Consider the following 25,753-nt stretch of genomic DNA (forward strand, 5'->3'; position numbering starts at 1 on the left):
TACCGCCGTCGGGGGTGGATGCGACGATGAGGTGACCGGAGAGACGGAGAACCATGACCGAGACCACCCCAGCGCTGCAGGCGCTGGAACAGACCGACCTGCACTACGAGGTGACCCGGCACGGCCCGGTCTCCTCACTGGAGGAGGCCGCCGCCGCTCGCGGACTCGAACCGGATCGCCTGATCAAGACGATGGTGGTACGCCGCGGCACGGGGGACTACCTGTTCGTCCTCGTTCCGGGGAGCCGGTCGATCTCCTGGCCCAAACTGCGCGCGCTGCTCGGCGTGAACCGGCTCTCGATGCCGGACGCGGAGAAGGCGAAGGAGGTCACCGGCTACGCACGCGGCACCATCACCCCGTTCGGCGCCACCACCGCGTGGCCGGTCGTGGCCGACTCACGCCTCGCCGGGCAGCGCGTCTCGATCGGCGGGGGAGGGCACGGTTTCGGCGTCACGCTCGCCGGGGACGACCTGCTCGCCCACCTGGACGCCACCGTGGCCGACGTGACCGAGAGTGCCTGACGGACCGGACCGGGAGATCCGGCCGCACCCGCGCACCGGGGTGCCCTACCGTTCCCCGGTGCCGCCCGGGACCGGGTGGCCGGAGGATCCGGCGCGACCGGGCACCACCCGTGCCAAGGATCGGGAACAAGTGGCGCGCCTTGCTGCCTCGTCCCGGTCGCTGGAGGTGCTGGACGCCCGCTCCAGTGTCTGCCGTGCCTGCCCCCGCCTCGTGGCATGGCGCGAAGAGGTGGCGACCACCCGCCGTCGGGCCTTCGACGGCGAACCGTACTGGGGGCGCCCAGCCCCTGGCTTCGGAGACCCGGGCGCGCACCTGTTGATCGTCGGGCTGGCCCCGGCAGCGCACGGGGCGAACCGCACCGGGCGTGTATTCACCGGGGACCGCTCCGGGGACTGGATCTTCGCTGCGCTGCACCGTGCCGGCTATGCGAACCAGGCGGGCAGCATCGACGCCGCAGACGGGATGCACCTCGACGGCGCCCGGATCGTGGCGGCGGTGCGGTGCGCTCCGCCAGACAACGCACCCACCCCGGAGGAGAAGCGCACCTGCGCACCCTGGCTGGACCGTGAGATCGAGCTGCTCGCACCGCGCCTGACGGCGATCCTCACCCTGGGCGGGATCGGCTGGCAGGCCACGTTCGCGGCCCTGCGCCGCCTCGGCTGGCAGGTGCCTCGCCCGCTCCCGTCGTTCGGGCACGGCGTGCAGGTACCGGTGACCCGACCGGACGGGCGAGGGGTCGCCGTCATCGGCAGCTATCACGTGTCCCAGCAGAACACCTTCACCGGCCGCCTGACCGAGACCATGCTCGACGACGTGCTGCGCCAGTGCCGGCACGGGTCATAACCCGTGTGCAAACACACAGCATCGGCACTCGCGGGCGGTCCTAGACTGAAGACATGAGCGAATCGGCCGCTACCACGCACTCTGCATCCAAGACCCGCAAGGTCCCGCGCATCCTCGTTCTCGGTGGCGGCTACGTCGGCCTCTACACCGCGATGCAGATCCGCAAGCGGATGGGCCGCCGTGAGGTCGCCATCGTGGTGGTGGACCCCCGTTCCTACATGACCTATCAGCCGTTCCTGCCGGAGGCGGCCGCCGGATCGATCGAGCCGCGGCACGTGGTGGCCCCGCACCGCCGACTGCTGCGCGGGTGCACGGTGCTCTCCGGGCGGGTCAGCGGGCTCGACCACGCCGAGCGCAAGGCCAGCATCACACCCGTCGAGGGTGAGCCCTACGAGGTCTCCTACGACCACGTGGTGGTGGCGCTCGGCGCCGTCGCGCGGGTATTGCCGATCCCGGGGCTGGCCGAGAACGGCATTGGTTTCAAGCAGATCGAAGAGGCCATCGCGCTGCGCAACCAGGTGCTGAACAAGATGGACGTCGCCGCTTCCACCTGGGACCCCGAGCTCCGCAAGCGGATGCTCACGTTCACCTTCGTCGGTGGCGGGTTCGCCGGGATCGAGGCGATCGCCGAGGTCGAGGACATGGCTCGGCACGCCTGCAAGGACTTCGACTCGATCCGCCAGGAAGACCTGCGGTTCGTGCTCATCGAGGGTGCCCACCGCATCCTTCCCGAGCTCGGTGACGAACTCGGTGGTTACGCCCTCGAGCAGCTCCGTGCGCGAGGTATCGAGGTCAAGCTGAACACCTTCCTCAGTTCCGCTGAGGACGGCAGGATCGTGTGCTCCGACGGCGAAGAGTTCGTCTCCGACACCCTCGTGTGGACGGCGGGCGTGAAGGCGAACCCGGTGCTGGCCGAGACCGACCTGCCGCTGGACAAGGCCGGCCGCGTGCGCGCCCTGCCCACCTTGCAGGTGGCGACTGAGGACGGCGAGATCGTCGACGGAGCCTGGGTGGCCGGCGACTGCGCCGCCGTCCCGGACCTGTCCACCGACGAGCCGGACAAGTTCTGTGCCCCGACGGCGCAGCACGCCGTCCGCCAGGCCCGTCACCTCGGTGACAACATCGTGCGCTTCCTCTCCGACGAGCCGGTGGTGGAGTACTCGCACCAGAACATGGGCACCGTGGCTTCGCTCGGCCTGTACAAGGGGGTCGCGCAGATCCAGGGCATCAAGTTCCGTGGGCCGATCGCGTGGTTCATGCACCGCACGTACCACATGTGGGCGATGCCGAGCGTGAACCGCAAGGCCCGCATCCTGCTGGACTGGACCACGGCGTTGCTGTTCAACCGGGAGATGGTGGCGCTCGGCTCGTTGCAGAGCCCGCGCGAGGCATTCATCACCGCGGCCACCTCGAAGAAGCCCGGTGAGCAGAAGGCCGGAGCGGGCACCACCTGAGTGATTCACGGGGCGGCGGTGGGAGCGACGTAGGATCGACCTCGCCGCGCCCCCATAGCCCAACCGGCAGAGGCAGCCGACTTAAAATCGGCACAGTCAGGGTTCGAGTCCCTGTGGGGGCACCACACGCTGTGCGCGAGCAGGGAGCGAGCCCGGATGAGAACCAACGGTCAGGCGTCTGCGCTGCAGGAGGACCTGGAGCGGCTGCTGCGCGAGGCCACCACCTCGGCGGGTGGCGACCCCGTCTCGGCGATTCCGGGGGCTGCGGCCGGGATCCTGCATCGCGGTCGAACGGTCGCCCACGCCACCTCAGGGGTGACGGCGCTCGTCGATGACGAGGGAGAACCGCTCGCCGAGCGGGAGGCGATCACTCCCGACCTGGTCTGGGACATCGCATCGCTGACGAAGATCGTCGTCACGGTCGCGGCCCTGGTGCAGTCGGACGCAGGAACGCTCGACCTGGACCGGCCCGTGGTACGCGACCTGCCTGAATTTGTTGCGGACATCGATGGTGGTGTCCCGGGCCGGGAGTCCATCACCCCACGCCACCTGCTCACTCACACCGCCGGCCTCCCGGCAGCATGTGAGCCGTGGATGGTGGACGGCGACCGCGGCGAACGGTCCGCCTACGTGCTGTCGCGGCCGCTGCTGCGCGAGCCCGGTACCGCTCACGAGTACTCCTGCGTCGGGTACCTGACGTTGGGGCTGCTGCTCGAGCGGATCACCGGGATGCCGCTGCCGGAGCTCGTCTCGACCACCGTGACCGGCCCGTTGGGGATGAGATCGACGGCGTATGGCCCCGTTCTGGGACGGCGTGCCGTGCCGACCGAGTACCAGCCCGCGATGGGTCGGGGGTTGGTGCGCGGCGTGGTCCACGACGAAGCTGCCTGGACCCTCGGCGGAGCCGGGAATGCCGGAGTCTTCTCCGATGTCAGCGACCTGCTCACCTTCGGTGCGGAGATCTGCACCGGTACCCAGGGTCTGCTCTCGGAACAGTCCCGGGCTGGTCTCGCCACCGGGACGCTCCCGGGGAGCGAGTCCGCGCGGATCGGCTACGACCAGGCATTCGGGCTACGCCTGGGGCACCACCGGTTCATGGGGACCACGGACCGCGGGGTGCTGGGCCACACCGGCTTCACGGGCACCTCGCTGGTCATCGATCCCGACCGCGAGTTGGTGATCGTGCTGCTCACGAACGCGGTGCACCCGGTGCGTGGCCGCCATGACCCTTCCCGACTGCGGCAGGACGTGGTGAGCACGGCCCGCGGCTGGGCCTCGACCGCGGGCTAGGAGCCTACAGGTCGGCGACGGCGCGGAAACTGGCGTCCAGGGCCGCCTGCGTCGTCGGCATGTCTCGCATCGCCACGCCGACGAACAGACAGTCGATCACCACGAGCTGGGCGATCCGGCTCGCCATCGCCCCGGAGCGGAACGTCGTCTCCCGTGAGGCGGTGACGAGCGTGATGTCGGCCGCCTGTGCCAACTGTGAACCCGGATGATTGGTGATCGCGATCGTTGTGGCGCCCTGACTGCGGGCGAGGGCTGTGGGTGCCACGACGTCGGTCGTGCTGCCGGAGTGGGACAGGGCGATCACGACGTCCCCTGCCGAACGGAGCGAGATGGCGGTCATGGCGAGATGCCGCTCCGGGTGATGCACGGTGACCAGTCCGAGGCGGGAGAGCTTCTGGTCCAGGTCGATCGCCGAGATCGCACTCGCTCCGACACCGACGAGATCGATGCGGCGCGCATTGACCAGGGCGTCGACAGCAGCCGTGAGGGCTGGGATGTCGAGCATCGCGGAGGTGTCCTCGACCGCGCGAGCGTCGGCGTAGCCGATGCTCGCGACGACCTGCTCCAAGGTGTGGGAGGCATCGAGCGTTCCCGACAATGGCTCACGCGCGGTCCGCCCCTCCTCCAGACCCGCGTCCTTGGCCAGTGCGAGACGAAGTTGCGGATACCCCGGGAACCCCATCCGCTTGGCGAACCGGACGACCGTGGGTGGCGACGTGTCGCACCGTTGGGCCAGCGCCGTGATCGATTCGCGTGCCACGGCCGCCGGATCGGCCAGGACCGCCTGAGCCACTCGACGTTCGGCTGGCCGCAGCTCAGGGAGCATCCCTCCCACCCGGGTGACGAGCGGGACTCTCTCCGGTTGTGTCGAAGCAGGCACCGTGGGCTCCCTCATCCTTGCGCTGGCCCCTCAGGATAGGTGCCACGCGTCCGTCGTGTGCCCCCGATCACTCCACGACGGAGACGACCACCAGGGATGAGTCGCTGGAGGAAACCCCCAGCTCCGGGGTCACGTTCACGAAGTAGGCCTGCGGTGCGGCTGTGAGAACCATCAGACCTGGTGCGATCGGCTCCGTCGGTTCCAGGTTCAGCGCCTCACGCAGTCGCGCCACGTCAACGAGGGCCAGGTCTCCGGCGGACTCGCCCTCGTGGGGGTTCAGTACCAGGGTGTCACCCTCGGCCCAGGTCCCCTCGTCGGTGGAGATGAAGACGGTCGCCGTGTCCGCTTCTCCCGTGCCGGCGGCGGCGACCAGGACACGGGACTGCAGACCCTCGGGCGGGTCCAACCCGTCCGGCACGGTCACGTCATAGGCGTGTGCGGTCGTCTCGACCACCTCGAGGTTGTCCACCGCACGTCCCGTGAAGTGCGGGGTGGAGAGCCAGTCCACGAGCAGGCCACCGCCGACGACCACGGCGAGCACCACGAAGGCCACTGCGCCGATGAGTGCTGCCTGGCCGAGGGTTCTGGTGCGAGCACCTGGTGCGGCCACCGGGGCGTCCAGCGGCACCATCGGCACGAATCCAGCCGCCATGGGTGCTCGGTCAGGTGCCCGGGCGGAGTCCTCCGCGCCCCGCCCGTCCTGCTCCTGACCGTTCGTGCGCTGGTCGTCCTCGCTCGGCGCAGCGGCACTCGATGGGGGCCCGGCGGCTCCGGGCAGCCAGGTCTGCGCCGCCCGATCCGAGAGGTCCGAGGCCGGTATGGCTGCCCTCTCCGGATCGTCATTGCCCGGTGGGCCCGCACTGTTCGCGCCAGTGCCACCGCCGGCCGGACCGGTCCCCGGCGGTCCCCCCGAACCGTCTCCGGGGGCGCCTGACCCCGCGCCAGCACCTGGCACCACGGTGGGGGTGGGGTCGACCGTCGTGGGCAGGGGCCCGGCGCTCATCGGGATCTCCAACCCGGTCACGCCCAGGCCCAGCTCCCGCTGCACGTCCTGCAGCGCCAGCGCCAGCTCCAGCATCGAGTCGAATCGTTCGGCCGGATCGTAGGCCATCGCCGTGCGCAGCGCCTGCTCCAACGACGCCGGCACGTCTGTGCGCTGCATCCTGGCGACGAAGCCGCTGCGGATCCTCCCGGTCAGGTGCGCGGACCCGTTCGGCCCGTCCGGAGCCTCGTGCGGGGACCGGCCCTCCAGCAGCGAGTAGAGCGTGGCACCCAGCGAGTACCGGTCGGACCGCATGTTCGAGATCGGCGGGTCGGCAACGGTCTCCGGTGCCGCCCACGGAAGGCTCATCCCGACCGAATCCTCGACCTCGACGTCCAGACCTGAGTACATCTCCGCTCGCGCCCGGGTGGCCTCCGGGAAGGTCTCGTCGATCGTCGAGATGCCGAAGTCGCCCAGCACCGTCACCCCATACTCGGTGAGCAGAAGGTTGGACGGCTTGACGTCCCGATGCACGATCCCGAGCCGGTGTGCTGACTCGAGCGCGGAGGCGATCCGAACCCCCAGCTCGAGCACCTCGGCCACACTCATCGGCTCGGTACGGTAGCGCTCACCGAGGCTGCCGCCCGGGCAGTACTCCATCACCAGGTACGGGTCGCCGTCAGCATCGACATCAGCGGACAGGACGTCGGCGATCCCGGTGTGCCCGGAGAGTCGCGCCATCAGATTGGCCTCGGCAGCGAACCGAGCCCGACCTTCCGGCGTCAGCGACTCGGTCCGCAGCACCTTGATCGCCACGTCCCGCACCGGCATCTGCTGCCGGTAGAGGTACACGTCCGAGAACCCGCCGTGCCCGATCGTGCGGAGATACTCGAAGCCAGGGATCACGGGGGCGTCGTCCTCGTTCATCGCCCTCCCCGCTCTGCGCTCGGTGCCACCTGTGACCGGATAGATTGTGAGTCCCATGCCCCTGGCACCCGATCCTAAGGGGAAGGTGATGAGCCCAACGATCCACCCGGTACGTGCACGGCGCTGCGCACTGGGAGCCGTCGGCCTGACGGCGTTGCTCGCCGTCGGAGCAGGCTGCTCGCCTGCGCCTACTGTGGGCCTGGACGGGGCGCCGGACCCTGCCCCGCCCACGGACGCCGTCGCTGAGGATGTGAGCGTGCTGCTCACCGATGTGGCGCGTGCGTTCGGTACCAACGGCGCGCCCACGGACGTAATCTCCGATGGGGCCGGGATCGCCATCGCCACCACCGAGCTCACTGATGCGCTCGACCTCGGGGACCAGCCGGCAGCGGTCGCGGCCGGCCTGGCGCACACATGGTCCCTCCTTCCCGCCGCGCGTCAGGTCACTGTCGAGGTGATCACCGCCGAGGTGGTCGGCACCCATCAGGGTGACCCGGTCGCTCGCCTGGATGTGGAGACCGAGGTCGCCTCGGCCGGTGCGCCCACGCAGGTGAGCAACGTCGACTACCTCGCCGCCTGGGACGGTGGCCGGCTCACTCTGCTGACTCCGGCCGGTGAGAGCGACGGCGCGGTCGCGCTGGACTCCGGGGTGGGGCTCGAGTCACCGACCGGGGCGGTGCGGCGCTACCTCGACCTGGTCGAAGCAGGGGAGTGGGCGGCTGTGGAACAGCTCGCCGAGGGCATCAACGTGGACCGCACCGCCCTGGAGGTGCTGGGGACGACGGTCGCCGATGCCGAGGCGGTGGAGGTCGTTCGGGTGGTCGCCCCGGAAGGTCCCGACGGCGAAGGGGCACCTGCGATCGAGGGCGGCCAGGTGGTCTATGCGGTCTCGGGCGCCGACCAGATCCTCGGACGCTTCGGTGTGGATGTCGCCCAGCGCTTGGTGGTCTACGAACGCACCGACTGAGCGAGCGTGCTCACGTCGGCCACCATTGTGGTGGCACCTTCCTGCTGCGTCACCGCAGTGAATCCGAGTCGCTCGTAGAGAGATCGCGCCCGGTTGCCGTTCTCCACGCTCAGGCTCACTCGCGAGATTCCGGCGGCGGCCAGCTTGGGTGCGAGCGAACGGATCAGGCCGGAACCGATGCCACGTCCACGGTGGTGGGCGATCACGGCCATCGAGAGCTCAGGGATGTCCTCGGAGATGAACCCGTACCCGGGGCTGCGGGCCGGGAACTTGCGCACCCAGGCCGCACCGATCGGGATCTGCAGACCGCTCGGACCGGCCAGGTCCACGGCGATCACGCCGATGTCCCCCTCGCGCTGCCAGCCCGCCACATACAGGGACGTTGACTTGTCCTTGAGGATCTGTTTGCGGGTGAAGCGCTCTTCACCGGTCCAATTGAAGGCAGCAAGCAGCATGTCGACGAGGAACTCGGCGTCCTCTGGCCCTGCCTCGCGGACGCCTACCGGCCCCTGGCGGACCTGCTCACCCATCAATGCCCTTCCTGGTGTTAGAACAACCGGTGCGAAGCACCGAAATCATGCGGGGCGGATCAACCCGCTCTCGTAGGCGTACACAACGGCCTGGACGCGGTCCCGCAACCCCAGTTTCGCAAGCACTTTACCCACATGAGTCTTCACTGTCGCCTCGGAGACGTACAACCGCGCGGCGATCTCACTGTTGGAGAGGCCCTCAGCGATCGCCAGAAGGACCTCGTGCTCACGCTCAGTGAGCTCCGACGGCGGCGCAACAGCGGCCGGTGACCCATCGCCGTCGGGAGCGTGGGTGGGCAGATCTGTGGCGAACATCTCCAGCATTCGCCGCGTGATCCTGGGGGAGACGACGGCATCACCGGAGTGCACGGTGCGGATCGCGGCGACCAGCTCGCTCGGTTCGGTGTCCTTGAGCAGGAAGCCGCTGGCACCGGCACGGAGGCCGGCGAAGGCGTACTCGTCCAGGTCGAATGTGGTGAGGATGATCACCCGCGTGTCGGGACGGTCGGCCACGATCGCGGCGGTTGCCTCGATGCCGTTCGTGCCCGGCATGCGCACATCCATCAACACGACGTCGGGTGCGAGCTCACGGGCCATCCGGGTACCGGTGGCGCCGTCGCCGGCCTCACCGGCCACCACGAGATCGTCCTCGGCCTCAAGCACCATCCGAAAACCCATCCGGAGCAAAGACTGGTCGTCCACCAGCAGCACGGAGATCATCTACTCGCTCGATTCCTCTCGGTCGGAGGAGGTGGACTCCTCGTCGAAGAACAGGGTGGCACGCAATCGCCAGCCACCAGCCCCGTCTGGACCGGCTTCCACGGTTCCGCCGTAGGTGGCGGCCCGCTCGCGCATCCCGATCAGTCCCTTGCCGCTCCCGGCCCCACTCTCGGTGGTGGCGGGCGGGCGATCATTCTGCACGGACAGTGTGAGGGCACCCGCACTGCGCAGCACGGTGACGACGATCATGCTGGCACCGGGCGCGTGCCGCAGAACGTTCGTCAGCCCTTCCTGCACGATCCGGTACACCGTGAGCTGGATGCCTGCGTCGGCCGGGAGCGGTGGTCCGGTGTGGCTGAATCGGACGTCCAGCCCGGCCGCCCGGAAGCGGGCCAACAGGTCCTCCAGTGCCGGCGCGCCGGGCTGTGGCTCCATCTCGGCACCCGTGCCGCCCTCGGCGCGGAGCACACCGAGGATGCGTCGCATGTCGGCCAGTGCGGCCCGCCCGGTGCGGGAGAGCTCTCCGAGGGCTTCCTCACTGCGCTCCGGTGCCTTGGTCACGCTCGCTCTGGCACCGTCGGCCAGTGCCACCATCACCGACAGGCTGTGCGCGACCACGTCGTGCATCTCGCGGGCGATCCGGGCGCGTTCGTCCGCCGTCGCGAGCTGTTCTCGCTGATCGCGTTCGAGCCGGTACTGGTTCGCCTGGTCGATCAGTCGCTGCAGCTGCTCGCGGCGGTTCCGGACGCTCACCCCGATCGCCATCGCCACCAGCAGCATGACCAGCACGCCGACGGAGTTCACCACCATCAGACCAGCCCGGCCGGCGTACGCACCTGGTGGCGCCGAGACCTGGGCCGGCTGCGGGACGCCCCACAGCATGAACGCGAGCGAGGTGCCGAACGTGGCCACGGCGAAGCCGATCCAGCCTGAACGCGGCCCACGCAGCGTCACGACGGCGTAGAGCGCGAATGCGACGCCGAGGTCGATACCGCCACTGTCGCCGACCACGAGGGTGCTGGCCATGGTCAGCAGGGTCAGCGCGACGAGCGTCACCCACGGGCGGCTACGGCGCCAGAGCAGCACGACGGCGCCGATGACGATGACGGCGAATCCTGCCCACTCGGGAGTGACGAACGCCCGGAAGATCAAGTTCGGCACCGCAAAGATCGCGATGAGCAGCAGGTCGACCGCACGCGGATGCAGGGCGAAGTACCGCCGCATCCGGGACATCCGGTAGTCCGGGTCGGTGGCGAGCAGTGATGTCGGATTCAGGGCAACTGATCTGCTCGACCGTGCTGCCCGTAGCGCCTGGGCGATCCAGGGGTGCCCGGGCATGCCGGACGCCGGCGGGTCCTCACCCGCCGGCGTCGGCCCCCGGGACGTGCTCAGGCGTCCCTCCGACGCAAGAGCACGATCGCCACGATCCAGACAGCGGCGACGAACAGACCCAGGACGCCTAGCCCCTCCCAAGGGGTGAGAACCTCCTGGCCGGTATCGGCCCCCATGATCCGCTCGCCGGCGGTGGAGGGGAAGTACGGCGCAATGTCCTGCAACCAGTCCAAGGTGATGAACTGCGGAAGGATCGGCAGCACGAGAATCAGACCGAGCACCGCGGAGATCGCAGCGGCGGCATGACGCAGCAGGGCCCCCACACCGAGGGCGAGCAGCGCGATGACGGCCAGGTAGAGCGGTGCGCCCAGGAGGATCCGCAGGTGGTCCGGGTCGCCCAGATCGGCCGCCATTCCGTGCGGCTCCAGCATCGGGGTGGTGACCAGGTACGCCAGGGCGACACCGACCGCGCCGGTGACGAGCGCGACGAGGGCGACGATGACGCCCTTGGCCGCCAGCAGCGGCCAGCGATGCGGAACTGCAGCGATGGAGGACTTGATCTGTCCGGTCGCGTACTCACCACTGATGATCAGGACGCCGAGAACGATCACGACGATCTGTCCGAACGAGTAGCCGAAGCTGGCGGCGAAAGCCCCGGCGGTGGGATCGGCCATGTCAGCAGCCGCCTCGGGCGGCAACTCTCCGCTCTCGACGAGTGCGGCGGACTGGCTCATGCCCCATGCCATCCCGAGACTGATCAGGACCATCAGCACGATCGTGACGGCGACCGTCCATGGGGTCGAGCGCAGCGTGGTCAGCTTGATCCACTCCGAGCGCAGCACGCGCGCGAAGTTCACGTGAGCGCCGGCGAGCGAGTCACTGTGGCGCGAGTTGCGGGGCTCAGTGGCGACGGCGGTCATCGGTTCGCTCCTTCGGGAACGGTGGTCTCGTGGTGGTCGGGCATGGCGCCGGAGTGGTACTCCACATCCTCGGCCGTCAGGGTCATGAAGGCGTCCTCCAGCGAGGCGCTCTGCGGGGTGAGCTCGTGCAGCACGATCCCGGCGGCCAGGGCCGCCTCGCCCACCTCGGGGGCGGTCAGGCCGTCCACGTCCAGCAGCGACGGTTCGACGCAAGTGACCGTGACGCCGTCGGCCTGCAGCCGGGCGGCAAGGTCGGTGGCCTGCGGCGTGCGCACGCGCACTGTCGCGGTGGTGGCCGAGCTGATCACGTCCTGCACGTCACCGGTGGCGACGATCTTGCCGCGGCCGATCACGATGAGCTTGTCGGCGGTGATCGCCATCTCGCTCATCAGGTGCGAGGAGAGGAACACGGTGCGGCCCTCGTCGGCGAGATAGCGGACCATGGTCCGCACCCACCGCACCCCGTCCGGATCGAGACCGTTCACCGGCTCGTCCAGGATCAGAGTGTGCGGGTCACCGAGCATCGCCGAGGCGATGCCGAGCCTCTGGCCCATGCCGAGGGAGAAACCGCCGGCACGCTTGCGGGACACCGCGGCCAGGCCGGTCATCTCGATGACCTCGTCCACCCGCTTGCGTCCGATTCCGTGCGTGGCGGCCAGGGCTCGTAGATGGTTGGTGGCGCTACGGCCGGTGTGCACGGCCTTCGCCTCGAGCAGGGCGCCGACTTCCCGTAGCGGTGCCTTGTGCTCGGCGTACGGCTTGCCGTTCACCGTCACGTGACCGGCGGTGGGTCGGTCCAGGCCGACGATCATCCGCATCGTGGTGGACTTGCCGGCACCGTTCGGTCCGAGGAAACCGGTGACCTGGCCGGGCTCGACGGTGAACGAGATGTTGTCGACGGCGGTCTTGGCGCCGTACCTCTTGGTCAGGCCTCGTGCCTCGATCATGGTGGGCTCTGCCTCTCGTGTGGGGGACGTTGCCACCGTATTGCGCGGTGCCACGCCGGCGGCACCCGCCCAGGGCTGATCTTGGCAGTCCTGTCTGTTCGTCCGGCAGGGGGAGACCTCATCCTTCTGGTTGAGTCCACTGGCTCCCGCTGCTCAGGGAGAACCCTGACGGCGGTCGGTCGGCCCAGCGGGCCGGGAACACCCGGCGCTGGCCGAGCGTTGAAAGATCTGAGAGTCACCCGTGATCTCTCGATGGGTCTGCGCCGTCGTGATGGCGCAGATCCTGCGTAGGATAAGGACGAGGCAGGGCCGCACGTGCGGCCCCACGACCAGCGCCCGAGACCAGGAGGCGAGATGAGCAACCCGTATCTGTCGAACAGTTCGCTGTTCGGCAAGAGCAAGCCCGGGGCGGTGAACCCGTACGGCGGTGTCCCGCAGGGGTCCCAGCCCAGCGGGTACGCCACCACGGCCACCCCCACCTATGACCAGCAGTTCGCTGGTGTCGAGCAGGCCTACTACGGCCCGGCCGCCAGCGCGCGAGAGACCGGGCGTCTCACCTACGACGACGTGATCATGAAGACCGCCGGTGTCGTGGGTCTGGTCGTGCTCGCAGCGGCGGCAGCCTGGATGCTGGTGCCGCCGGCGCTGGCCATGCCGGTGATGATCGTCGGCCTCGTCGGTGGTCTCGTGCTCGGCCTGGTGAACGCGTTCAAGAAGGAGCCGAGCCCGGCGCTCATCCTGGGGTACGCGGTCTTCGAGGGCGCCTTCCTGGGCATCATCTCCAAGGTCTTTGAGGCCAGCTACGGTGGCATCGTCGCCCAGGCAGTCCTCGCGACCTTCGTCACCTTCGGTGTGACGCTGGCGCTGTTCAAGTCCGGCAAGGTGCGGGTGACGCCGAAGTTCACCAAGGTGCTGATGATCGGACTGGTCAGTTACGCCCTGTTCTCGCTGGTCAACCTCGGCGCGATGCTGTTCTTCAGCGACTTCGTCCCGGCTTGGGGCTTCCGGGGGATGGATGTGCTGGGGACCGGGATCCCGTTCGGTGCTCTGATCGGCCCCATCGCCATCCTCCTCGCTGCAATGACCCTCATCATGGACTTCGACATGATCACCAAGGGGGTCCGCAACGGCGCCCCGCGCAAGTTCGCCTGGTCGGCTGCCTTCGGCATCACGGTCAGCCTGGTGTGGCTCTACATCGAGTTCCTTCGTCTGCTCGCGATCCTGCGCGGCGGCGACTGATCTGCCCACCACCTCCTCCTGAACGGCACGCTGCGCGTGAACTTGCGTAGCGTGCCGTTCGGCATGTCTGACCCGAACTGATTGGACGTATCGATGACTGCGCTGCCCACCGCTTCCGGCTCCTTCGGCGACAAGCCGACCCTGACCTTCCCGGACGGTCCCGCGCCGGCCGAGCTCGCCGTCGAGGTGCTCAGCGCCGGTGATGGACCACTGGTGGAGTCCGGGCAGACGATCGACGTGAACTATTACGGCCAGGTCTGGGGTGGGTCGATGTTCGACAACTCCTACGACCGTGGCTCCTCCATCCAGTTCCCGATCGGTGTGGGCACGGTCATCGCGGGGTGGGACAGCAGCCTCGTCGGCCAGCCGATCGGTTCCCGCGTGCTGGTCTCCATCCCGCCGCACGAGGGCTACGGCCCGAACGGCGTGCCGCAGGCCGGGATCGGCGGCGACGATACCTTGGTCTTCGTCGTGGATATCCTCGGCGCCTCCTGACTCCTGCGGTCCGTACGCGCTTACGCAGCGTGCCGACCGAGAATCTCGTGCACCCGTTGCACAGATGACCAGGGTTTCCACCTGCCAGCATCGTTCTCAGACGATCCTGCAGGAGGGAGTGCGCCATGATCGAAAAGCGCTGGATGACCGGGGCAGCCATTGCGTGCGCCCTCGCCTTCGTCGGCATTGCTGGGAGTGCGAGCGCTGCCCCGCAACCGCCGAGCCGCAGCGTGGCCGATCCGGCGCTGCCGTCCCTGGACAAGGCCTTCTCGCCGACGGTCCAGCGCACCGGGGCTAACGTCACCCTCACCTTCACGATCACCAACACGGCCACGCCGACGGCGCACGAGGACTGGTCGTTCACCGACACCCTGCCGGACCGCTTGCGGATCGCAAGCCCCGACGGTGTGAGCACCACCTGCCCCGACGCCGTCGTGTCGACGGACACTGTGAACGAGGTGATCACCGCGTCCGGTGACCTCGGCCCCGATCAGGAGTCGTGCGAGATCACCGTCGATGTCACCTCGAACCGCATCGGGGAGTACAGCAACGGCCCGGACAACGTGGTGACCACCGGGCTCAACCCGCCCGCCGACGCCGCGACAGTGGCCTTCACCGACACCGACTTCGGTGACGCACCGGAGTCCTACCAGACCTCGACCAGCGGCCACGGGACGTCGCCGGTGATGCGCATCGGCGACAGCCGCGACCGGGAGGCCGTGGCGAGCCCCACCGCCGATGCCTCGGGAGACGACAACGACTCCCCGTTCTTCGACGACGAGGATGCGTTCGAGGAGCGTCAAACCTGGCGCACCGATCAGGACCTCACCCTGGACGTGCCGGTGCAGAACACCTCCGAGACCGAAGATGTCGGTACGCTCGTTGGGTGGATCGACGTGAACCGGGACGGTGACTTCGACGACGACGGCGAGCAGTCCTCGACCGGGATGGTCGAACCCGGGGCGACGAGTGTGCCGTTGTCGTGGCCGGCGACTAGTGACGCCGTGCCAGGGGAGAGCTTCCTCCGGCTCCGGCTCTACACCGAGGCTGGAGACACGCCGGCCCCCACCGGACCGGCGGTTGGCGGCGAGATCGAGGATCACCTGATCGACCTCCAGGTGCCCAGGATCGAGCTGGTCAAGGATGCCGGTGACGTCGCCGATCTCGACGGCAACGGCGTCGACGAGGGTGACACGATCGACTACACCTTCACGGTCACCAACACGGGCAATGTCCCACTGACGGACGTGGCAGTCACCGACGACATGCTCGATGCTGCCGGTGCCACCGTCGACTGCCCCGAGACCACGCTGGATGCCGGCGATGACACCGTCTGCACGGCGACCTACACGCTCGTCCAGGCCGATATCGATGCAGCCCTGCTCCGCAACAGTGCCGTGGCCACCGGAACCCCGCCCGGCGGGGAACCGGTGACTTCACCCGGTGCCGGCGTCGACGTGGTGCTGAACCCGGAGCGTTCGCTGAGCATCAGCGCGGCCGGGGACGTCCGCGATGCCAACACCAGCGAGCGCACGGACGCCGGTGACACCATCGCCTACGTCTTCGAGGTGACCAACACCGGCAACGCCACTGTCTCGGGGATCACCGTCGTCGGCGCGCCGGCCGACCCGGTCACCTGCGACGTCACCACACTCGCCCCGGGGGCGGCGACGCCGTGCACCGGCAGTTATGCCCTCGATCAGTCTGAGATCGACGCCGGCGAGGTGACCAGCACGGTGCGTGCGGCGGGTGCTTCCCCGGATGGGACAACCGTCGAGTCGCCCGACGAGGACATTCAGGTGCCGCTCGAACAGGTCCGCTCGCTGGGGCTTGACAAGACCGCGTCGCCCGGACCGGACGCACAGGTCAGTGCGGGCGAGCAGGTCACCTATTCCTTCGCGATCACCAATACCGGAACCGTCACCCTGACGGACGTCCAGGTGGCTGACGAGATGCTCGAGAACGCCGGTGAGGCCGTCCTGTGCCCGTCGTCCCCGCTGGCGCCGGGTCACTCCATCTCCTGTACCGCCGAATACACCGTGACCACTGCCGACACCGAGAATGACGCCGAGCTGGTCAACACCGCCACCGCCAGCGCGGCCGGCCCCGCCGGCGCATCGGTGACGAGCGACCCGGACACGGCCTCCGTGCACACCCTGTCCATGGATCCTGCCCCGGAGCCCACTCCGGACACTGACGCGGAGCCCACTCCGGACACTGACGCGGAGCCCACTCCGGACACTGACGCGGAGCCCACTCCGGACACTGCCCCAGACACTGACGCGGAGCCAGAGAGCGCGCTCCCGGCCACCGGAACCCGCGTGGGGCTGGTGCTGCTCTTGGGTGCCGGCTTGGCGCTGACCGGTGCGGCCGTTCGTCGCACCGCCCGGAGCCGCAGGGCCTGACAGGCTCCGGGGCCGTTCCGCCCGACAGCAGGGCGGTCGCAGGCACCCGTGTGGCATGCCGGTCCACGCCGGGTGACCACCGTCGATCTCCTGCGCGTGAGCAGTCGATGACCCTTCGCCGCCGCGCAGCATCGTGATCGGCGAGCAGATCTCGACCTGCCCTTGACCGAGTGCCGCACCCCTCTCTATGGTTGACGCAACGACACGTCATTCCTGTATCACGGCGCTGAAGCCATTCGCAGAACGAAGGCCCCGTTGACCTCTTCTTGGTGGTGCGCACCGTGCGCAGCGCCCGCGCCGAGGTGCCGTGTGTTCGCAAGGTGCGTTCGACGGCTCTGATGGTCATCAGTTGCAATCCCGAGGCAATGAACAGGTCACGTCATGGCTGACACACAACAAGGAGGCACTGAGGTGCAACGGAGCATTCCCCAGAGAAGAATTGGAACGCGCATACGCGCAGGTGTCGCGACCGGAGTCGCCATGGCTGTCGTGGCAACCGGTCTGGTGTCGACGCCGGCTGCAGCCGACGACGTCTCGGATCTCAGCGGATTGTTGGACCTGACACGTCCTGAGTTGGCCGAGGTCGCGGCGGAACTTGCCGATGGTGACGCGGAGGGTGCCGCGGAAGCGCTGCAGGAGTTCTATGCCGACCGGACGGACGTGGTGCTTCCCGAGCCCAATCGAGCAGGTGTCGGCCAAGCGAGTGCGGACGAGCTGGCGGACGGGATCTTCCGCTTCGACGGTGTGACGCGCGACTTCTACGACGAGGAAGCCCAGCGCATCGACGTCGACTGGCAGGACATCTGGGACGGCACGGAGGAGGAACCGGGCAAGGGCCAGGTGTGGATGCTCGATTTCGCCTTCATGCCGACACTGACGCGGGCATACATGAGTGAGCAGAATCCGCAGGTTCGTGCCGAGTACGCACAAGCGTGGATGGAGATCACGCTGGACTTCTTCACTGACAATCCGGACTGGCCGCGGAGCCGAAACCTCGCCGGCGCAAAGCGACTGTCGCAACTCATCGTCTCCTTCTCCGTGTTCCGCACCGACCCGACGATCGCCCCCGGTGATCTCGTGGACTACCTGACCGGGGTCGATGCGACGTCCGAGCACCTGGTCCACGCCTTGCCCACGCACCGGGGCAACAACTGGTACTTGTCGATGGCACGTTCGGTCTACATCGCCTCGGTGTACTTGCCCGAGCTCGCGGCGTCCTACGAGCACGAGTACTTCGCCCTGCGGTCCTTCGAGTCGTTCCTGACGCAGCACGGCGCTCAGTTCAAGGGTGACGGCGTCTACCGTGAGCCGACCGTCAACTATCAGGCTTATGCCGCGAACCTGGTCAACGCGACCATCGAGGTCGGTGAGCTCAACGGCCGCACCATGCCTGCCTCGATCATCCGCGCGACGGACTGGATCGCCGACTCCCTGTTCGCCACCCGTATGCCCAATCTCGAGGCGCCCCTGTTCGGTGACGCGGGCAATGTCGATGCAGGAGAGGGCGCGATCGGCACGAGCGGTGAACGCAACGGATGGTCCGACTTCAGCTGGGTCGCCTCCGGTCGCACCGAGGGCACCGCTCCGACGCTGGGCTCGACGATCTACCCGATCAGTTTCGCCGTCCAGCGCTCCGGCTGGGACGCCGATGCCCGGTACATGCACATCAACAACCAGAACACCTCCTACACCTACTCCCACCGGCACCCGGACGACCTCAGCCTCATCATGGCCGCCTATGGCCGCCCCCTGATCGTCGATCCCGGGTCCGGGGACTACAGCTCGACCGGGCACAACAGCTGGATGCGCCGTGAGACTGAGGCGCACAACACGATCGAGGTGGATGGCCAGCCGCAGGAGGCCGGCATCACGCGCGCGTCGCACCTGTGGCGCTCGAACGAGGGACTCGACGTCTACCGCGGCGAAGCACATGGCTACCGGCCGGTGATCCACGACCGGGTCGTGTACTTCGTCAAGCCGGGATTCTGGATCGTCTCCGATGCCCTCACGGGTGATACCGAGACGCACGACTACCGCCAGCTCTGGCACTTCCCCGGCGATCCAGTCTCGATCGACGCGGAGACGGACGTCGCCACGGTCGGCTTCGACACGGTTGCCGGCGCCGACCCCGTTTCCGGTGTGCAGCTCGTGCCCGTCGGTGCTGGCAGCACTGATGTCGCGCCGACGGTTCACGAGGACGGCGCAGCACGCGTTGGAGACGAGGTGCGCACGAACATCGACTACCTGTCCTACGACTGGACAACCGGCGGGTCGACCGGGCTGGACACCGTCGTCGTTCCCGGGGAAGCGGGCCCGGCTCCCTCGGTGACGGCGGACCGCATCGAGATGCCGGGTGTGGATCATTCCGTGGCGAGCGCCCTGGAGATCGACCTGGAAGCAGCTACCGGCCAGTTCTACCTCTCCCGCGAGGAGACGCCGTCGGCACGGTCGTTCGGCAGTGCCACCACCGACGGTGAGACGGCCTATCTCGAGCGTGACGACGCCGGCACCCTCACCCGGTACGCGCTGACCTCGGGGTCGTCGTTGACCGACGGCGGCAACACGATCGTCGACGCCTCCGGCGTCCTCTCCGACCTCAGTGTCTCGCTCGAGGGCGCCACCGCCGAGGTCTCGCTCTCGGACCCCTTCACCGGAACGCTGCAGCTCAGTGCCGCCTCTGCCGATGAGGTGCTGGTCAACGGTGAGCCGGCCGAGTTCACCCGCAGTGGGGACGTGATCACGGTGTCCCTCGCGGAGTCCTTTGAACCGGCCCCTTTCTTCGCGGACGAGTTCGACGAGAGCAGCCTGGAGAGCACCACCTACACCTTCGAGGACGGGTCGCTCCAGGGCTGGCGGCCGCGGCCGGGTGACAGCTGGGAGCTCGGCGGCTCCGACGGCGCTCAGCTGGCGCAGACGTCCACCGCGAACCGCCAATCGTTCGCGATCCAGCAGGACGTACCTGCGGACGTCCATATCTCCGCGGAGATCGTGCCCGGGGATCGCAGCTACGCCACGGCGCGGACCGGTCTCACCTTCCGCTACAACGACTCCCGCAACTACTACCGGGCCAACGTGCTCAAGACGCGCGAGGGAGTGTCGCTGCAGCTGGTGAAGGTCTACAACGGCGAGCTGACTGTCCTCGATGAGGCCGACCTGGCCGTCGATGCAGACGCCGCGCACACCCTGTCAGTCTCGGCTGTCGGACGGCACCTCGTCGCCACGGTGGGCGATACGTCGGTCTCGGTCGATGACGGCCGATTGCCGACAGGTGGCGTCGGTGCCTTCACGCATCGGCAAGCGACACTGTTCGACAACATCACGATCACCGAGGCGCTCGACGAGGATCACTGGCAGTCCGTCCGCGGCGACATCTCGGTTGACGAGGGTCAACTGCAGATGACGCCCACCGGCGACCGTGCCCACGCGTTGCTGACCTCGGCCCTGCCGTCGCGGTTCTCCGATATGTGCGATTACGCCGTCACCACCACGATGACGCTCGGTGACACCGGATCCGCAGGGATCTCGCTGCGAGACAACGGGAACGCCTACGGCTACCGCATTCACATCGGCAAGACCAGCCGCAACTCGCAGTATGTGAGCATCATCCGGGAAGCGCATCGATCCGGACCGGAGAAGATCGGTGGGGCGTCCGTGTCCCACAGCCTCGATGGGCCGGTCGAGCTGGGCGCCATGGTCCACGGCGACCGCATCACCGTGACCCTGAACGGCGAGACCATCGTCGAGGCACGCGACACCCTGGTCCGCAGCGGCGGCGTCGGGCTCTACGCAAATTCGGAGGCCACGTTCGAGAACGTGAACGTCTCGGGCGGGTGCGAACCGCCCGGGTCGGACAACGGCGCCGAGCTCGCCACCTGGGAGGAGGACGCCACGTACACCGAGGGCGACCGCGTGACCTACGAGAACGCCGTCTGGCAGGCCTCGTGGTGGACGCAGAACCAGGAGCCGGGCGAGCCCTATGGTCCCTGGCAGGAGATGGCTACCACCGAGAACGGCACTGCCACATGGACGCCGTCGAGGATCTTCACCGAGGGGGAGGTCGCGGCGTACGAGAATCAGCGCTACCAGGCGCAATGGTGGACGAGGAACGAGCAGCCTGGTGACCCCCACGGCCCGTGGGAGAGCGTGGAGGCCAGCCCGGACGACAGTTGAGGCGCGCCGGTGTGCCGGCGCGCTCGTGCGATACGACCTCAGCGGGCCCAGGGGCGGTGCACGCCGCGTGGTTCGTAGCCGAGCGCGCCGGACCCGCCGAGCAGGTCGGCGAGGTACCAGGTGATGGCGAGCCACATCTCAGTGCCTTGGAGGCCGGGTGCGGCCGGGCCGTGCTGGTCGCTACGTTGGGCGAAGCCGAATCCTTGGCCGGGGTGCCAGGCGGCCGTGAGGCGCGGGACCTGGGTGGCTGCCCAGGCGCGGGCTTCGTCGCGCCGGTGGTCACTCTGCTGGCCGGCCAGCCAGAGCGGGTGGGCGATGTCGAGGACGTCGCAGGCGGTGGCCCGCCCGGTGCCGAAGCGGCGCTGGTCCTGAGCGTGTGCCAGCGTGGTGTCGATGGCCCGTTCTGGCTCGGGGAGGCTGAGCCCGAACTGGGCGAAGGTGCCGCGGGTGAGCCGGTAGAACCCGTTGACAGGTTGGCGCAGTCCGTCGGAGGCATGCGGGGCGCCCCACATACCTGAGCGGCGGTCCACGTTGAGGTGGAGCCAGCCGATCAGGGTGTCCAGCCCGCCGGGGCGGTCGAACCACAGGCGGTTCCAGAGCAGGCCGGTGCCCACGCAGTCGACCCAGTCGCCGGCGCCCCAGGCGCGCTCGGCCCACGGCTGCGCGTCTAAGGCTGCCGCCATCGTGTCCCCGCGGAGTGCGTCGACTGCGGTGATCGGGTGCGCCAGCCGGGCACCGAGCAGGTCGAGTGCGTAGCCCACGCAGAGGAGATGGTAGCGCACCGGACCGCCGCCGAGATCCGGGCCGTCCTGGGTCACGGTCTGCTCGCCGTAGGCGGGGATCAGCCCGGTGGTCGGGTCCTGCCGGCAGGTGAGTGCGGTGATGATCTCGTCCCGACCCAACTGCGGCGGCGTGCCGAGGCCGAGCAGGTCGGCGATCTCGACGGCGTCGCACAGGGCGCGCACGGTGGGTGCGGCCCCGGGGGTGTCGGTGAACCAGCCCTCGTCGGGGTTCCAGCATCGGCCCAGCACGTCTGTCGCCTCGCTGCGTGCCCGGTCGGCGAGCTGGCGCAGTGTCTCTACGGGGTCCGCGGGCCGGTCTGGACCTGTGCGTGGTGGTGGGGGCGCCGTCGTCGGGTGTTCCTGGCGGCGATCGCGGACCCGGCGGGCGGGGTTGCCGACCATGATCGACCATTCCGGGACGTCCTTGGTGACCACGGCGCCGGCGCCGATCACGCTGTGCGCGCCGATCGTGACGCCGTCGAGGACCATCACGTGCGAGCCGATGTAGACGTCCTCACCCACGGTGATCCCGCGGCTGGTCAGCGGCTGGGAGTGCACGGGACGGTCCGGGGCGAAGGTGTGGTCGAACCCGAGCAGTGAGGTGTGTGCCCCGATCCGGACACCGTCGCCGATCCGGACCCGGCCGCGCACCACGGCGTAGGCGTTCACCGAGGAACGGGCGCCGATGTGCACGTCTCCGGTGACGTAGCTGAACGCGGCCAGGTAGGAACCGGCGCCGAGGGTGAGAGTGTCCGGGAAGCACGCGGCCCATTCGGACACGAAGCTGCGATCAGCGAGTTCAGCGCCACGATCGGTCAGCGTCTGCTGATGCCGGCGCTGAGCCTGCTGGCGCGCCTCGTCGGCACTCGACCAGAATGCCCAGGCATTGAAGTCGAGCTCGGCTCCGGCGAGCCCGGGTGTGTGCGCGTGAGGGTCGTTCATGTCCCTGAGGGGTCTCCTGTACCGGTGGGTGGTGGCCGCGCCAACGAGTCGGCCTTGACGGCTGTCCTCGGCTGTGGTTAGAGTCACGCTACACGCTGATGCATCGATGCATCAAAGGGATTGGCCCCCCGATGGGTTTCGATAGATCAGTGCCCTTCGTCCCTTCGTACATACACTCCTCACCGCGTCTCACGGCGGCAGTCCCCCTCCCGCTAGGCGCAGCGAGGCCCAGAAACCTGGAGGTTGGTCATGAGTGGAGCCGAGGTCAGTCGGCGGCGAGTCATCCAAGGCTTTGGTGGTGCCGCCCTGTTGGGCACCACGGGCGCCTTGGCCGCATGCGGTGGAGGTTCCGGCTCCAGCGGGAACGAGTCGAGCTCCGGTACCGGTGGGGGGGCTCCGCCGGCAGAGGTCGTTCCGAACTTCGTGGCCTCGAGCTACGTGGAGCCGGACCTGCCCGGAACTGAGGAGGGCGTGCAGTCGGGCTTCCTCAGCTACCCGGCCGAGCCGACCCGCGTGCACACCGAGGCTCCCGGCAAAGGTGGAACCATCTCGGCCCTGACCTTCACCTGGGACGCGGCGGCACCCGCACTCGGCCAGAACGCCTACTGGCAGGAGCTGAACGAGCGGCTCGGTGTCGAGCTGGACCTCACCTACTCACCAGGTGGGGACTATCCGAACAAGTTCGCGACCACCATCGCCGGCGGTGACGTGCCCGACCTGACCGTGGTTCGTACCCCGCAACCCAACCTGCCGGATCTGCTCGAGGCTCAGTTCCAGGACCTGAGCGAGTACCTCGGCGGGAGCGCGGTCGAGCAGTATCCGAGCCTCGCGGCGTTGCCGACCATCAGCTGGAAGGCCTGCGTCTTCGGCGGCCGACTCTTTGGCATTCCGATCCCGCGCCCCCTGGTGGGTACCGTGCTGTTCGCTCGGCGCGACATCCTGCAGGACATGGCCCTGCCGGAGCAGCCGGCCGACTTCGCCGAGTTTCGCGAGATGGTCGGCGAGCTCTCCGACCCGAGCAGCAACCGGTGGGCGTTCGCAGACCCGGGAGCGGGGCTACAGGCGGTCAAGGAGATGCTGCACTTGCCGACCACGTGGATGGAGGACGGGGGTTCCTTCACCCACGTGATGGAGACGGAGGAGTACAAGCAGGTGCTCGCCGATGTCACCGAGATGTGGTCCTCAGGCATCTTCCATCCGGACTCCCTGAGCGCGAACAACAACCAGCGCAACGACTGGTTTACCGCCGGAACCATCGTCCTCAACCGTGCCGGTGCGGCCGGCTGGAACAAGTTCTACGACTGGGGAGCCGACGTTCCGGGCTACGAGCCGATGGGCATGGTCATCCCGGGTTACGACGGCGGCCCGGGCGGCCACACTCCCGGCAGTGTGCACACCGGGATGCTCTCGCTGAAGCAGGCCGACTCGGCCCGCATCGAAGAGATGCTCGCTATCGCCGACTATTTGGCGACGCCTTTCGGCACCGAGGAGCACCTCTTCCGTTACTTCGGTGAACAGGGCGTGCACTACGAGCTGGAGGGGACCGACCCGATCCTCACTGATCAGGGAAGCGTGGAGACCGTGCTCCCGGTGAAGTACCTCGGCGACGCTGAGGGCGCGATCTATGCCCCGGGCAACGAGGCTGCCACCCGGTCCCAGCACGAGTTCCAGAGCCAGGTGATCCCGAACGTGATGGCGGACCCCACGGTCGGGTTGTTCTCCAACCTCGATGCCACGGACGGCAACACCATCAACGGCACCATCCGCGACTTCCAGACCGACATCATCGCGGGCCGCCGCTCCCTCGAGGAGTGGGACGACCAGGTGACTGCGTGGCGTGAGGCCGGCGGTGACGCCATTCGCGCCGAGTACGAAGAGGCATTCGCCGAAGCGAACGGCTGAGTTGACGTTCGCGGTGACCGTTCGGCAGGACCCGGCGATCGATGACGGGCTGCGCGTGAGCCGGCCGAGCAAGGAGTCGTGGCCGAACGAGGAAGAGGTCGAGCGCCCCGAGCTGGTGGTCCAGCAGGTCTGATCGCCCCCGCACCTCTCCCTATCGCCGGCCCTCTTCCCGGCCGCTCCCTGCCACCGAATCCCCTTTCCGCCGTCGAACCAGGCTCCCGCCCTCCGCAGCGTGGTTCGGCGGCGGGAAGGGGATTCCGTGCGCTCAGGGCTGTGGTCACGGGCGCTACCGCAGCTGGCGGGGAAGGCGGGGGCGAGGCACTCCGGCACGCACGAGCTTGCCCTCCAACGGGGTCCGCAGCCACGCGTCCCGCCAGCTCCACCGCACCAGACCGCGCAGCTGCGACCGCAGCTCGTCCTCGCGGTGCTTCTCCTCGAGGACCGTGGCCCCAGCATCGGAGCCGGAGTGCAGGTACTTCGTGTCGCCGTCGGCCTCGCCGCCGATCCCAGCTTCCTCCCAGTAGAAGTCCAGGTATGCCGAACCGGTGGTGACGTCGAAGCGAACCTGGTGGCGTGGGGCCGCGAAGCCCAGCTCGTCGATGGTGAGGTCGCTGACAGTTTCCAGTGGTGACTCGGCGTTGTCGCGCACTCGTTCGAGCACCGCCTGCACGCGACGATGGCTGCGGTAGGGGAGGAGCCGCTCGTGCTCGACCCATAGCCGAGCCGGTGTGGTCAGGCCACCGGCGCCCTGGCGGGTCAGGCATGCGGCGTTCGCCGCCACGAGTGCGCTCACGAGCGGAGCGTGGCGGGCGAGCTGGATCAGCGTGAACTCCACGTCAGTGAGCTCGAGGCCACACGTCGTCGTCACAGGGACGTCGGATCGTCGGGCCACGCTGACCAGTCCGCGTCGTCGTTTGCCGTGCGCGGTCCGTGACAGCACGTAGATGTCCTGCGGCCAGCGCCCCACGATCGGTAGCCCGAGCAGCGCGACCGCAGACCAGCTCGTGAACACCGGCGAGTGCAGCCGTCGCGCGGCGGCCAGGACGAGTCGGAGGTAGTCGGCAGCGCGTTGCTGCCCAGGCGAACCGTGGGTCGTGGCGATGCGTGGGACGTAGACGCCCCGTGCCACTCGTTCCAGCCTCCCATCCCGGTGCGCGCGCAGCAGCGGCTTCTCCAACCCGAGCTCTGCGGCGGCAGCGTAGGTGATGAGCTCCTTGCCGAGGTTCCAGGCGTGTGTCATCTCGTCAGCAGACCGGTGCATGCCCGGTTGCTGCCGTCGCGTGCGACCGGGTTGTGGAGACAGATGCATCAGCGATGCGACTGTGGACAGTCACGCGAGGCCGCGGCCCGGGACGTCGAATCCCCTTCCCGCCGCGGAACCACTCACCGGAGAGTGGAAAGGGGATTCGACGGCGGAAAGGGGATTCGGGAGCGCCCGGCGAGGAGTGGGCGCCCGGCGAGGAGTGGGCGCCCGGCGAGGAGTGGGCGTCCGGTGAGGGGGGCG

At 68.6% G+C, this 25,753-nt stretch carries 19 protein-coding genes and 1 tRNA gene; 11 read left to right on the top strand and 9 right to left on the bottom strand.

Translation table 11 applies throughout. From position 1 onward, the window contains the following. Nucleotides 1–53: 53 nt before the first annotated feature. The 5 genes from BLU77_RS19370 (at nt 54) to BLU77_RS19390 (ending at nt 4,109) form a co-directional block, all read left to right on the top strand. Nucleotides 54–521, top strand: a complete 468-nt coding sequence (locus BLU77_RS19370) for an aminoacyl-tRNA deacylase (RefSeq protein ID WP_089774845.1) — start codon at nt 54–56, stop codon at nt 519–521. Further along, nucleotides 514–1,365 carry a uracil-DNA glycosylase gene (locus tag BLU77_RS19375; RefSeq protein ID WP_089774847.1) on the top strand — a complete coding sequence of 284 codons (852 nt, stop codon included), beginning with the start codon at nt 514–516 and terminating at the stop codon, nt 1,363–1,365. Before BLU77_RS19370 ends, BLU77_RS19375 begins: the two co-directional genes overlap by 8 nt. Before the next feature lie 53 nt (nt 1,366–1,418). Then, a complete protein-coding gene (locus tag BLU77_RS19380) occupies nt 1,419–2,819 on the top strand; it encodes an NAD(P)/FAD-dependent oxidoreductase (RefSeq protein WP_089774848.1) in 1,401 nt (466 codons plus the stop codon). Nucleotides 2,820–2,867: 48 nt separating this feature from the next. Continuing rightward, nucleotides 2,868–2,944: transfer RNA gene (locus BLU77_RS19385), tRNA-Leu, on the top strand. A gap of 31 nt (nt 2,945–2,975) precedes the next feature. Beyond that, on the top strand, nt 2,976–4,109 hold the full coding sequence (locus tag BLU77_RS19390; protein ID WP_089774849.1) for a serine hydrolase domain-containing protein: 1,134 nt from the start codon (nt 2,976–2,978) through the stop codon (nt 4,107–4,109). Between the two features lie 4 nt (nt 4,110–4,113). Here BLU77_RS19390 and BLU77_RS19395 read toward each other — a convergent pair whose 3' ends face one another. Beyond that, nucleotides 4,114–4,989 (bottom strand): MurR/RpiR family transcriptional regulator, encoded by an 876-nt coding sequence (locus BLU77_RS19395; protein WP_217632514.1) that lies wholly within the window; start codon nt 4,987–4,989, stop codon nt 4,114–4,116. Nucleotides 4,990–5,056: 67 nt separating this feature from the next. Beyond that, nucleotides 5,057–6,898 carry a serine/threonine-protein kinase gene (locus tag BLU77_RS19400; protein WP_175477229.1) on the bottom strand — a complete coding sequence of 614 codons (1,842 nt, stop codon included), beginning with the start codon at nt 6,896–6,898 and terminating at the stop codon, nt 5,057–5,059. A gap of 88 nt (nt 6,899–6,986) precedes the next feature. Here BLU77_RS19400 and BLU77_RS19405 point away from each other — a divergent pair, with 88 nt between their 5' ends. After that, entirely contained in the window at nt 6,987–7,865 is an 879-nt protein-coding gene (locus BLU77_RS19405; RefSeq protein ID WP_175477230.1) for a hypothetical protein, read from the top strand. Here the strand turns inward: BLU77_RS19405 and BLU77_RS19410 are convergent. The 5 genes from BLU77_RS19410 to BLU77_RS19430 are packed head-to-tail and all read right to left on the bottom strand — an operon-like array spanning nt 7,847 to nt 12,314. Then, on the bottom strand, nt 7,847–8,395 hold the full coding sequence (locus BLU77_RS19410) for a GNAT family N-acetyltransferase (protein WP_089774857.1): 549 nt from the start codon (nt 8,393–8,395) through the stop codon (nt 7,847–7,849). The genes BLU77_RS19405 and BLU77_RS19410 overlap by 19 nt on opposite strands. 45 nt (nt 8,396–8,440) lie before the next feature. Continuing rightward, nucleotides 8,441–9,115, bottom strand: coding sequence for a response regulator (locus tag BLU77_RS19415; RefSeq protein WP_089774859.1), 675 nt, complete (start codon nt 9,113–9,115; stop codon nt 8,441–8,443). Further along, nucleotides 9,116–10,453, bottom strand: coding sequence for a sensor histidine kinase (locus BLU77_RS19420; protein WP_089774863.1), 1,338 nt, complete (start codon nt 10,451–10,453; stop codon nt 9,116–9,118). Nucleotides 10,454–10,503: 50 nt separating this feature from the next. Next, nucleotides 10,504–11,367 (bottom strand): ABC transporter permease subunit, encoded by an 864-nt coding sequence (locus BLU77_RS19425; protein ID WP_089774865.1) that lies wholly within the window; start codon nt 11,365–11,367, stop codon nt 10,504–10,506. Then, entirely contained in the window at nt 11,364–12,314 is a 951-nt protein-coding gene (locus BLU77_RS19430; protein ID WP_089774868.1) for an ABC transporter ATP-binding protein, read from the bottom strand. Before BLU77_RS19430 ends, BLU77_RS19425 begins: the two co-directional genes overlap by 4 nt. 354 nt (nt 12,315–12,668) lie before the next feature. Between BLU77_RS19430 and BLU77_RS19435 the strand changes: the two genes are divergently transcribed. From BLU77_RS19435 to BLU77_RS19450, 4 genes are all read left to right on the top strand, one after another. Then, a complete protein-coding gene (locus tag BLU77_RS19435; protein WP_089774870.1) occupies nt 12,669–13,553 on the top strand; it encodes a Bax inhibitor-1/YccA family protein in 885 nt (294 codons plus the stop codon). A 93-nt stretch (nt 13,554–13,646) separates the two neighbouring features. Further along, entirely contained in the window at nt 13,647–14,048 is a 402-nt protein-coding gene (locus tag BLU77_RS19440) for an FKBP-type peptidyl-prolyl cis-trans isomerase (RefSeq protein ID WP_089774872.1), read from the top strand. A gap of 125 nt (nt 14,049–14,173) precedes the next feature. Beyond that, nucleotides 14,174–16,453: a DUF7507 domain-containing protein gene (locus tag BLU77_RS19445; protein ID WP_089774874.1), complete on the top strand. Its 2,280-nt coding sequence runs from the start codon at nt 14,174–14,176 to the stop codon at nt 16,451–16,453. 480 nt (nt 16,454–16,933) lie between these two features. Beyond that, a complete protein-coding gene (locus BLU77_RS19450; protein WP_175477231.1) occupies nt 16,934–20,623 on the top strand; it encodes a heparinase II/III family protein in 3,690 nt (1,229 codons plus the stop codon). A gap of 38 nt (nt 20,624–20,661) precedes the next feature. Here the strand turns inward: BLU77_RS19450 and BLU77_RS19455 are convergent, their stop codons facing one another. Next, nucleotides 20,662–22,347 (bottom strand): acyltransferase, encoded by a 1,686-nt coding sequence (locus BLU77_RS19455; RefSeq protein ID WP_089774878.1) that lies wholly within the window; start codon nt 22,345–22,347, stop codon nt 20,662–20,664. Between the two features lie 249 nt (nt 22,348–22,596). On the opposite strand from BLU77_RS19455, the gene BLU77_RS19460 reads away from it, so the two are divergent. After that, the gene (locus tag BLU77_RS19460; RefSeq protein WP_089774881.1) at nt 22,597–24,249 is read left to right on the top strand and encodes an extracellular solute-binding protein; all 1,653 of its coding nucleotides are present in this window, start codon (nt 22,597–22,599) and stop codon (nt 24,247–24,249) included. 286 nt (nt 24,250–24,535) lie between these two features. On the opposite strand, the gene BLU77_RS19465 is transcribed toward BLU77_RS19460, so the two are convergent. Continuing rightward, nucleotides 24,536–25,489: a type IV toxin-antitoxin system AbiEi family antitoxin domain-containing protein gene (locus BLU77_RS19465; protein WP_089774883.1), complete on the bottom strand. Its 954-nt coding sequence runs from the start codon at nt 25,487–25,489 to the stop codon at nt 24,536–24,538. Between the last annotated feature and the right edge of the window lie 264 nt (nt 25,490–25,753).

The organism is Ruania alba, assembly GCF_900105765.1.
GTDB classification, from domain to species: Bacteria; Actinomycetota; Actinomycetes; order Actinomycetales; family Beutenbergiaceae; genus Ruania; species Ruania alba.